Origin of the sequence: Campylobacter sp. (assembly GCF_020024835.1) — a bacterium.
GTDB lineage: Bacteria > Campylobacterota > Campylobacteria > Campylobacterales > Campylobacteraceae > Campylobacter_D.
The window spans coordinates 25,985-35,244 of sequence record NZ_JAHHTD010000010.1; the positions used below are offsets into that span (position 1 = coordinate 25,985).

The following is a 9,260-nucleotide window of genomic DNA, read 5'->3' on the forward strand; positions in this document are numbered from 1 at the left end:
ATATTCCTTAATCTCCGTGAGTTGAGTGGTATTCAGCTTCTATTTCGCTATTTTTTATAAATTCTTCTCTTGCTTTTTGACAACGCTCATCTCTAATTTTTATATAAGCAATCTTACTTTGTAATTCTTTTTCATTTAAAGGACGTTTTTCTAAAAAAGAAATGTGAAAATATGTATCATCGATTTTAGAATAAAGGTTATAAAAATCAACATAATCAAAATAATCTTTCTCGCTTTGAAAATTTACACTTTCTTCTATGTATATAGTAGGGCCAAAACCTTTATGATTTTGTGTAAAGTGCCCAAACCCTGCAGAATATTTTATTTTAAATGAATTCATTCTAAATTTCCTACAAATTCATCATAATTTCCTTTAAAGTCTATTAATTTACCATTTTCTAAAAGCCATATACGATTTGCAAAAGCACTAATTAATTCCCTATCGTGACTAATACAAATCACACAACCTTTAAAATTATATAAAGCTTCTCCTAGTGCGATAATACTTTCAAGATCTAAGTGATTATCAGGTTCATCTAAAAGTAAAAAATTTCCACGTTCTAGCATAAGTTTTGAAAGCATTAAGCGATGTTTTTCTCCACCACTTAAACTTGAAGCCATCTTTTCTTGATCACTTCCGCTAAAAAGCATTCTCCCAAGACATTTTCGAATTTCATCTAAATCTTTAAATTTTTCACTCATTAGCCACTCGTAAAGTTTTAAATTTTCATTTATTAAATTTGTAGTATCTTGAGCAAAATAACTCATTTTTATAGTAGCACCTATATGAATACTTCCATTATCAGGCTGTAGATTTGATGTGATAATTTTAGCTAAGGTGCTTTTGCCAACTCCATTTGCACCTATTAAGGCTATTTTATCGCCTTTTTCTAGTTTTAACTCCAAATTTTCAAATAAAATTTTATCATAAGCTTTACTTATACCTTTTAATTCTAAAACTTCATTTCCTATTTCTTTATCGGCTCTAAAGACTATGCTAGGATCACGTCTATTTGAGGTTTTAATTTCTTCAAGTTCAAGCTTTTCTAAAGCTTTAGCTCTACTTGTTGCTTGTTTAGCTTTAGAAGCATTTGCGCTAAATCTACGGATAAAATTTTCTAATTCTTCTTTTTCTTTTAAGGTTTTATCTCGTTTAAGTTCAGCTTGTTTAGCAAGTAAAGTTGATGCCATATACCAATCATCATAATTTCCAGCAAAATCTCGAATTTGTTTAAAATCTACATCAAGTATTCTAGTGCAAACTTTATTTAAAAAGTGCCTATCATGGCTAATTACTACTAAAGTGCCCTCGTGTCTTAAAAGTTCATTTTCAAGCCACGATATTGCTTCTAAATCAAGGTTATTTGTAGGTTCATCTAAAAATAAAATATCAGCCCCTAAAAATAAAACTTGAGCTAATAAAACTTTAAATTTATCAGCACTTTGCAAAGTGCTCATTAAAGCATTAAAATCTTTGATATTTAAAGAGCTAAGAATTTTTTCACATCTAAGCTCACAATCATAATTTGGATCTTCTTCTGCAGTAATGATTTCAAGTTCGTTTAATCTATCATTAATTTCATCTGTGAATTCTTCACTCATATAAAGTTTTTCTTTTTCTTTTAAAGCATTATATAAACGCTTATTAGCACACATTACCGCATCTTTTATGGTATAGTTTTCAAAGGCAAATTGATCTTGACTTAAAACAGCTATTTTTAAATTTGGATCTATGCAAATTTCTCCACTACTTGATTCTATTTCGCCTGAAAGTATTTTTAAAAAGGTTGATTTTCCTGCGCCATTTGCCCCTATAAGACCATATCTTTCACCACGATTTAGTTTTAAATTTACATCTTCAAATAAAAGTTGGTTTGCAAAACGCATAGTGAGATTTTTTACTTCTACCATAATTTTCCTAAGTTTTTTGCTTGAAATTGTATCAAATAATGAGTATTATTTTGAAATCTTTTATTCTATAGGAATTTCTTTTAAAATTTTCTTATTCTCTTCAAGAAAATCATAAAATACGTCTATTGCAAAACCCGTAGTAATATAAATATCAATTTCTGATTCTGATTGTATTATACTATAAATTCCTTCTATTTTTATATACTCTGTAACATCATTAATATCATTAACATCTATTGCTAGGACTGAAGATAAAAAAGGTGAAGAAGCTTTAACACTGCAATATCTAATATTTGGAATATTACTATCAATGATAAATTTAAAATTTTGAAAACCAAAGTTAAAATTTTTGATTCCATCAAAAACTTCAATTTTATTTTTTTCAAAAAATGTAGCTGATTCAAAATCACTTTGATTTAATTTTTCTCTTATAGCTGTATTAAACATTTCATCATAGTGTGATATATAAAAATCCTTTAATTTCTGGTCTAAAAGAGTGATGATTTTTGGATCATCACATTTTGGTAAAAAATTTGCAAAAACAAAGGTATGAAAAAGTAAGAATAAAAGAATTTTTTTCATATAAAACCTTTAGATTATTTTTGAATTAATTTTCCATTTTCAAATTTTTGCTCTTCTACTATAGCACCATTATTATATGTTCTAAAAATACCATTTTTTAAATCATTTTTATATTCTTCTTCTGATATTAAGGCTCCATCTGGACTATATTTTTTAAAAATTCCATCTTTTTTACCATCTTTGTTGTAGTTTTGCTCTGAAACTATATTTCCATTAGGAGCATATGCTTTATAAGCACCAATATATTTTCCATTTTTATAAGTTCCTTCGACTTCTATTTTTCCATCGTCATAATAAGATTTAAATTGTCCATCATATTGATTGTTTTTAGCTTGTGCTTCAACTTTGAGTTGTCCATTTTCAAAATATTGTTTTGCAAATCCTTCTTTTTTACCATCTTTATACTCTTCTTCGCTTTTTAATTGTCCATTATTAAAAAAAGTTCTTTTTACTCCATGAATTCTAGACTGAGAATTGTAAGGAATTTCTTCTTTAAGATTTCCATTTGTATATTGACTTCGGTTTACTTTGACTGTATCACTCGGTTGCCCTGGAAATTTTTCTCCACCACATGCTACAAATAAACTCGCCAATCCTGCTATAAAAGCAATTTTAATTTTTTTATTCATTTTTTTTATCCTTTGATATTATTTTTTCATTTTGTATAATTATTGTTTGCTGTGATTTATTTATGAAAGACCATATTAAACAAATAATCCATACTATTAAAGTCCATCCCAGCAATAAATTTAAAGCAATAATTGCAAACCAGTTGCTATGTTTTCTACAAAGTGCTATTACTGATGGAAGCATATATAATGTAAATATTATAATAGCTGTAGTATTGCCTATTTCTTCAGCACTCACATTTAACTCCTCCTTAATTTTTTAAATTTATCCTTTAATGCCACGGCGCTTATTCCATACTTTTGGTAATTTATCGCCAATACTCGTTAAAAGCACATTAAAATCCATAATTTCTCCTTTTAAATTAAATATTAATCCGCACAAGAATAAATAACTTGTTCATCAAGACTTAATTGCAACACTTTTACTTGCAATTCTTGAATTTTCTGGGCATTATTTGGCGTGATAGCTCTTGCATTAAGCAATGCCTTTTCCTCATCATTTAAACGATCCAAAACACTTCGTGCCATACAAATACAATACTCCCTATACTCTATACCACCAGCTTCTTTCTCGCAACTATTTGCGTAAGATTTTAAAAATTCCCTACTTCCATTAGCAAAAATAGCACTCATCAAAAATGCTAAAGTTAAAAAGAACCGCATGAAAACTCCTCTTTTTAAAAATGAGTTGAGATTATTCCACAATTTAGCTTAATTAATATTGAAATAATCAATACTTTTTAAATAAAACATAGATTATTTCAATTGTTTTTAATAAAGAATTTTTAATGTAAAATCAGCTCATAAGTATTTAAAATTTAGGGTAGCTTATGGCGCAAAAAAGCAAACGCGATATGGCGTATCATTTGGGTGTTGATGTTAGCACTTTGTATAATTGGAGAAAATACAAACCTAATTTATATCGCATCGTTATGCTTGGCTTTAAATTTGATGAACTTTTGGAAAAAAATAGAAAAAATTATGAAGAGCTACTTGAGATAAATCAAACCATACAAGATGAAATTGCAAAATTTAAATAAAAACAATTTTTAATGATTTTAATATATTTATTAGCTTTTTAATTTCATTAAGTTTTATTTAAAAGTTTTTTTACTTTCGTGTTATTATTTGTTGCTTTTAAATTTAATGCTATCTAAGATAAATTACATTATTTATACTCTAAGCATATTTATTTTAATTTCTATTTTTATTTTACTTATAATGTGTATTAAAAAATAAATTTATTTTTATTGTATAATTTGAAATTATTTATATTTTAAGGTTTTTTAATTGAAGTTAATGATATTGTCTTATTTGCCTTCTTTGAGTTTTATTTTGGAAATTTTAGCTTTATGTTTAGCTTATTTTTTTAAACAAAATAAAATCTTTTTCTTGCTTTTGTTGATTTTGTGTGCTAGAAGTCTTTCTTTAGTTGCTAGCGAATACCAAGTGCATTTGTTTATTTCTATATTTTTACCATTTTCTTTTGTGCTTTTTATTTTTTTACAAGATAGTAGATTGGTTTTTGAAAAAATAAATTTTATTAAATTTGCATATATAGCTTTTATTGGTATTGTTGCTTTGATTCTTATTACAAATACAAATTTTAATTCTTATATAACAAGTGAAATTTTTGGTTTTTATAATAATTTTTTTCGACCAATTAGCGAGTTTAGTTATTGTATATTTTGGGTGGGTTTTGTATTTTTGTTATTTTTGTATTTTAAAAATAATGATTTTTATTTTTTGTTTGCCTATGTAGGCTTGAGCGTGCAATTTTTATTTTATAATAATACTAATTTAGGATATTACGAATTTGCCTCTTTAGTTTTTATAATTTTTTTAATACATAAAGCTTATAAAATAGCTTTCTTTGATAGTGTTACAAACTTGCCAAATTTAAAGGCTTTAAAAAGATATTCTCAAGGACTTGAAAATTTTCATTTAGTAGTAATTAAGCTTAAAAATCTTAATCAAATTCAAAATGATAAAGGTTGTATAATGCAAGAATATGTCTTGCACTCTTTTGCAAAAATTCTTAAAAAAACACTACACGCTAGAATCTTTAAAGATGAGAGAGATTATTTCATAGTTATTTTTGAAGAAGAAAGCGTGGCTTTTGTGCAGAGTAAATTGCAAATGCTTGAAAATTTTATGAAAAAATACATCTTTGAATTTAATGAAGAAAGTGCTAAATTAGAAATTTCAGTCTGTCTTTCTAATGAAAACACTGATATAGAAAAAAGCATAAGACAAGCAAAAATTGAACTTAAAAAATAAAGGAATTATGATGTTGGATTTGATTTTTAGAGAATATGATATTAGAGGTCTTTATCCTGATGAGCTTAATGAAAAAAGTGTTAAAGCTATAGGTTATGCCTTGGGTTTAATTATGAAAGAAAAAAAATGTAAAAAAGTAAGTGTGGGATATGATGCAAGATATAGCGCAACTGAACTTTTTAATTATCTAATAAGTGGATTAAATAAAGCTGGTATTAAAGTATATGATATAGGATTAGGTCCTACTCCTATGGGGTATTTTAGTTTATTTTTTGATGATGTATTTGATGCAAATATTATGATAACAGGATCGCATAATCCTAAAGAATATAATGGATTTAAAATCACTATCAATAAAGAAAGTTTTTTTGGAACAAATTTAAAAATTCTTTCTAAGGAAGTGCAAAAATATCTAAATACAAATATAGAAAATAATTTTAAATGTGAAATATATGATATCAAAAGTGTGTATATAGATTTTTTAGTTAAGCATTTTAATCATCTTAAAAATTATAAAGAAAAAATTGTTATTGATTGTGCTAATGGAGCTACTGGTGTAATTATTAAGCCTTTAGTTGAAAAATTAGGTCTTAATGCACAAATTTTATTTGAAGAAGCAGATGGTAATTTTCCAAATCACGCACCAGATCCAACAGAGCTTGAAAATTTGCATATTTTACAAGAAGTTTTAAAAGAAGATAAGCAAGCAAAGATGGGTTTTGCTTTTGATGGAGATGGTGATCGTTTGGTGGTTGTGAGTAAAAATTATGTTTTTAGAGGCGATGAGCTTTGTTATTTGTTTGCTAAAAATATCAAAAATCCTAGAGTCTTAGGAGAGGTAAAATGCTCAAAAAATCTTTTTGATGAGGTGGCTAAATTTGGTTTTATTATGATGGGCAAAACTGGTCATTCTAATATCAAAACTATGATGAAAGAGCATAATATAGACTTAGCAGCAGAATTAAGCGGTCATATATTTTTTAAAGATAGATATTTTGGCTATGATGATGGAATTTACGCATTTTTAAGGACTTTAGAACTTCTAGCTAAAAATTACGATCTTAAAGCTTTAATTGATCAATTGCCAAAACTTTACGCAAGTGATGAGATTAAATTAAAGGTTAGCGAGGAAAATAAATTTCAAATCATAGAGAGATTTAAAGAAAAAATAAGAGCTAATGTCTTTGAAAATATGCTCGAATGCAATGAAATCGATGGTGTGAGAATTATTTTTGAAAATGGTTGGGCACTTTTACGTGCTTCAAATACAAGCCCTTATCTTATTATGCGAATTGAAGCTACAACTAAAGATTTTAAAGATTTTCTTCAAGCAAGAGTAAAAGAAATCTATGAGATTATTTTAAAAGAGCTTGCATAAGCTCATTACAATCAATGTGGTTTTTATATAAATATGCTCTTAAAAGCTTGGGAATTTTTGCTTTTCTATAAATTTCTTTAAATTCTTTAGGAATTTTTTCACAAGTAATAAAAGGAAAGATTAAAGCCTTATTTTTGATATATACAATAGCAACCTTATGAGAAATCACTCCATCGTGTTTTAAAGCTTCTATTCGTTGTTTGGCACTTAAGAGTATGCCTAGGTGTTTAAAGCATTTAGCAATTATACTTTCGTGCTTAAAACAAATATAAATTCCATAAAAAATTTCAAATTTATTTTCAAAAAATAACAAATCTTTTTCTAAGTATTTAAAAGTATTCCTAACTCCATTTTCAAACTCAAGTAAAAAATTATTTGCGTAATTCATTCTTATGTAATTTCTAAAATATTTTTCATTTTGATTACTTTCATCATTAAAATATTCAATGTTTTCTTGTTTTAAAAAATTCATAATTTCATTTTTACTAGTATTTAACAAAGGTCTAATAATGGTAAAATTTTCCCTTTGTTCTACATCTTTAAAGCCTAGTAATTCCACAAAACCAGCACCTTTGCTAAGTTGCATTAAAAACCATTCAAATTTATCATTTAAATTGTGTGCTAAGATTAAATTATCATAATGATATTTTTGACAAATTTCATCAAAAAATTCATAACGCAAAGATCTTGCATTTGCTTCAAAATTTTTTTCTATTTTAGGTGCTATTTTTATAAAAATTTGTTTGTTATATTTTTCTGCTAATTTTTTAGCACTTTGCTCTTCTTTGTCGCTATTTAAACGTATTTTATAATTTATAAAAACTAAGTCAAAATTTATGTTGTGTTTTAAAAGCATAAAAAATAAAGCACTAGAATCACTACCATGAGAAAAAGCTAGTAAATTTTTTTTATTTTTTAAAATTGGTAGATATTTATACATAAATCAAATTTTTAAGGTGGTATTTACACATAAAAGCTTCTTTGAATTTAATTTATTATTCTTAAAGCTTTTGCAATGAGTTTTTTATCTACACTATCAAGTATCTCACACTCATAGAGCTCGCCCATAATTAAATTTCCACAATCACTTTCATTAATAAGAATTTCACCATCTATATTTCTATCCCAGTATATATCTTTAGCAGCTATAAAAAATTCACCTTCACTACTTTTTCCTTCGCAAAATGCTAAAATTTTTTTGCCAATTTGTTGATTAAAACTCGTTTTTATGCAATTATCAACGATTTTTTCTATAATTTTTAATCTTGTATTGATGATTTTATTAGGAATTTGTTCCATATTAAAGGCTGCGGTATCTTCTTCTTTAGAATAAGCAAAAATACTAATTCTATCAAAATGGAATTCTTGTAAAAATTTACAAAGTTCATTAAAATCTTCATCACTTTCCCCAGGATGTCCTATGATAAAACCTGTGCGTAAAAAAGAATTTGGAGCTTGTTTCATCAAATTTAAAAGCTCGATTAGTTTTTCTTTGTTTGTTTTGCGTTTCATAATCTTAAGCATATTATCACTTATATGTTGTAAAGGCATATCAAAATAATTTACAAAAACTTTTGAATCAATGATTTTTTTTATTACTTCTTTGCTAACACTTGTCGGATATAAATATAAAATTCTAGCTGCTTTTATTCCTTGAATGTTTTCTATTGCTTCAATTAGATTTAAAAGTCCATCTTTTTGTCCTTGATCAAATAAATACGAGCTTGTATCTTGAGCGATAAAAGAAAAATCTTTATATCCTTTATCAACAAGAGTTTTAACCTCATTAACTATGCTTTCTAAAGGTCGAGATTTTAGTTTGCCTTTAAAATTAGGTATGGCACAAAATGAACAATGTTGGTTGCAACCTTCAGAAATTTTTATAAAAGCGTGGTAGTTTGAACCTGTGATAATACGTTTAGAATTTTCATCTTGTAAGTATGTAGAATTTGAAAAAAGATTTGTTTTTTTAAGTATCATTTCATCGATTTTTTCATAATCACCAACCCCACTAAAAAGATCTACTTCGGGTAATTCTTGCATAAGTTCTTCTTGGTAGCGTTGCATTAAACATCCAGTTACTACCAACAAAGAATCTTTTTTTCTTTTTTTATGTAAATTTAAAATAGCACTAATACTTTCTTTTTTAGCACTTTCTATAAATCCACAGGTATTTACTATCAAAACATCTGCCTCACTTGGCTCATTACAAATTTCATAGGCACTTAAACGTCCAAGCATAATTTCGCTATCAACTAAATTTTTATTACAACCTAAAGATATTAAAAAAAGTTTTGGCATAATTTTCCCACAAATGTATTTTTAAAATGATAGTATAATACAAAAGTAAAAATATTTAAATAAAAAAGTCGGTTATAGTTATTCTTGTTTAATGTAGAAAATATTTAAAATATTTTTTAGATAAGATTACAAATCCTTCCAAGCAACCCTCAATTTTAAGCTATTTTAAATGGGGGGGG

General features: G+C 26.4%; 11 protein-coding genes. 3 read left to right on the forward strand and 8 right to left on the reverse strand.

Annotated features, from left to right (window positions below):
• Positions 1-7: 7 nt before the first annotated feature.
• The 6 genes from QZ429_RS03050 to QZ429_RS03075 all read right to left on the reverse strand — a co-directional run bounded on the left by QZ429_RS03050 (position 8) and on the right by QZ429_RS03075 (position 3,785).
• Positions 8-340, reverse strand: coding sequence for a hypothetical protein (locus tag QZ429_RS03050; protein WP_291950890.1), 333 nt, complete (start codon positions 338-340; stop codon positions 8-10).
• On the reverse strand, positions 337-1,911 hold the full coding sequence (locus tag QZ429_RS03055) for an ABC-F family ATP-binding cassette domain-containing protein (RefSeq protein ID WP_291950892.1): 1,575 nt from the start codon (positions 1,909-1,911) through the stop codon (positions 337-339). Before QZ429_RS03055 ends, QZ429_RS03050 begins: the two co-directional genes overlap by 4 nt.
• A gap of 60 nt (positions 1,912-1,971) precedes the next feature.
• The gene (locus tag QZ429_RS03060) at positions 1,972-2,493 is read right to left on the reverse strand and encodes a hypothetical protein (protein WP_291950895.1); all 522 of its coding nucleotides are present in this window, start codon (positions 2,491-2,493) and stop codon (positions 1,972-1,974) included.
• Between the two features lie 14 nt (positions 2,494-2,507).
• Complete coding sequence (locus QZ429_RS03065; RefSeq protein ID WP_291950897.1) at positions 2,508-3,122, reverse strand: toxin-antitoxin system YwqK family antitoxin; 615 nt, start codon at positions 3,120-3,122, stop codon at positions 2,508-2,510.
• Positions 3,115-3,360: a superinfection immunity protein gene (locus QZ429_RS03070; protein ID WP_291950900.1), complete on the reverse strand. Its 246-nt coding sequence runs from the start codon at positions 3,358-3,360 to the stop codon at positions 3,115-3,117. Before QZ429_RS03070 ends, QZ429_RS03065 begins: the two co-directional genes overlap by 8 nt.
• A 131-nt stretch (positions 3,361-3,491) precedes the next feature.
• The gene (locus QZ429_RS03075) at positions 3,492-3,785 is read right to left on the reverse strand and encodes a hypothetical protein (RefSeq protein ID WP_291950903.1); all 294 of its coding nucleotides are present in this window, start codon (positions 3,783-3,785) and stop codon (positions 3,492-3,494) included.
• Between the two features lie 167 nt (positions 3,786-3,952).
• On the opposite strand from QZ429_RS03075, the gene QZ429_RS03080 reads away from it, so the two are divergent.
• From QZ429_RS03080 to QZ429_RS03090, 3 genes are all read left to right on the forward strand, one after another.
• Positions 3,953-4,162, forward strand: coding sequence for a transcriptional regulator (locus QZ429_RS03080; RefSeq protein ID WP_291950907.1), 210 nt, complete (start codon positions 3,953-3,955; stop codon positions 4,160-4,162).
• A 259-nt stretch (positions 4,163-4,421) separates the two neighbouring features.
• Entirely contained in the window at positions 4,422-5,402 is a 981-nt protein-coding gene (locus QZ429_RS03085; protein ID WP_291950922.1) for a diguanylate cyclase, read from the forward strand.
• Between the two features lie 10 nt (positions 5,403-5,412).
• Positions 5,413-6,780 carry a phosphomannomutase/phosphoglucomutase gene (locus QZ429_RS03090; protein ID WP_291950910.1) on the forward strand — a complete coding sequence of 456 codons (1,368 nt, stop codon included), beginning with the start codon at positions 5,413-5,415 and terminating at the stop codon, positions 6,778-6,780.
• Here QZ429_RS03090 and tilS read toward each other — a convergent pair.
• Entirely contained in the window at positions 6,758-7,720 is a 963-nt protein-coding gene (gene tilS / locus QZ429_RS03095; RefSeq protein WP_291950913.1) for a tRNA lysidine(34) synthetase TilS, read from the reverse strand. The genes QZ429_RS03090 and tilS overlap by 23 nt on opposite strands.
• A 47-nt stretch (positions 7,721-7,767) precedes the next feature.
• Positions 7,768-9,081 carry a 30S ribosomal protein S12 methylthiotransferase RimO gene (gene rimO, locus QZ429_RS03100; protein WP_291950916.1) on the reverse strand — a complete coding sequence of 438 codons (1,314 nt, stop codon included), beginning with the start codon at positions 9,079-9,081 and terminating at the stop codon, positions 7,768-7,770.
• Positions 9,082-9,260: the final 179 nt, after the last annotated feature.